This is a genomic window from Dokdonia pacifica (assembly GCF_900188275.1).
Lineage (GTDB): Bacteria > Bacteroidota > Bacteroidia > Flavobacteriales > Flavobacteriaceae > Dokdonia > Dokdonia pacifica.
On the sequence record NZ_FZNY01000029.1, the window covers coordinates 1 to 1,183 of the forward strand.

Below are 1,183 nucleotides of genomic sequence, written 5' to 3' on the forward strand. Positions count from 1 at the left end.
CCTGTGAATGTAGATGTATTAGACAATGATACTTTTGAGGGAACAGATAATGAGGTGACTGCTGTAACTGATCCAGCTAATGGAACAGTAACGATCGAGTCTGATGGTACGGTGACCTATACACCAGATCCTGATTTTAATGGTACGGATACCTTTGATTATACGGTAACGGTAACTAACGCAGATGGCTCTACAACGACAGAGACGGCTACGGTAGTGATTACAGTAGATCCAATAGCTGATGTTGATGCGATGGATGATGTTGCTAGTACGGATGAGGATGATGCGGTGAATATTGATGTATTGGCTGATGATGATTTAGATGGTGGGGTTGGAGTAGTGACTGAAGTAACAGATCCAGCCAATGGAACAGTAACGATTGAGTCTGATGGTACGGTGACTTATACACCAGATCCTGATTTTAATGGCACAGATAGTTTTGAATATACAGTAGTGGTAACGAATCCAGATGGATCTACCTCTACGGATACTGCTACAGTTGTTGTGACTGTGAATCCAGTAGCTGATGTAGTTGATGATGCTGATAGCACCCCTGAGGATACTCCTGTGAATGTAGATGTATTAGACAATGATACTTTTGAGGGAACAGATAATGAGGTTACTGATGTAACTGATCCAGCTAATGGAACAGTAACGATTGAGTCTGATGGTACGGTGACCTATACACCAGATCCTGATTTTAATGGTACGGATACCTTTGATTATACGGTAACGGTAACTAACGCAGATGGTTCTACAACGACAGAGACGGCTACGGTAGTGATTACAGTAGATCCAATAGCTGATGTTGATGCGATGGATGATGTTGCTAGTACGGATGAGGATGATGCGGTGAATATTGATGTATTGGCTGATGATGATTTAGATGGTGGGGTTGGAGTAGTGACTGAAGTAACTGATCCAGCTAATGGAACAGTAACGATTGAGTCTGATGGTACGGTGACTTATACACCAGATCCTGATTTTAATGGCACAGATAGTTTTGAATATACAGTAGTGGTAACCAATGCAGATGGATCTACCTCTACGGATACTGCTACAGTTGTTGTGACTGTTGACCCAGTAGCTGATGTAGAGGATGACTTTGAGACGACTAATGAGGATACTCCTGTGAATGTAGATGTATTAGACAATGATACTTTTGAGGGAACAGATAATGAGG

The 1,183-nt window shown here is 41.9% G+C and carries 1 protein-coding gene; it reads left to right on the forward strand.

Going from position 1 to position 1,183, the window contains the following annotated elements; all coding sequences use genetic code 11:
- Window positions 1-1,183 (forward strand): Ig-like domain-containing protein (locus tag CHB80_RS24345; RefSeq protein ID WP_143337259.1); only part of this gene is annotated, 1,183 nt, incomplete at both ends.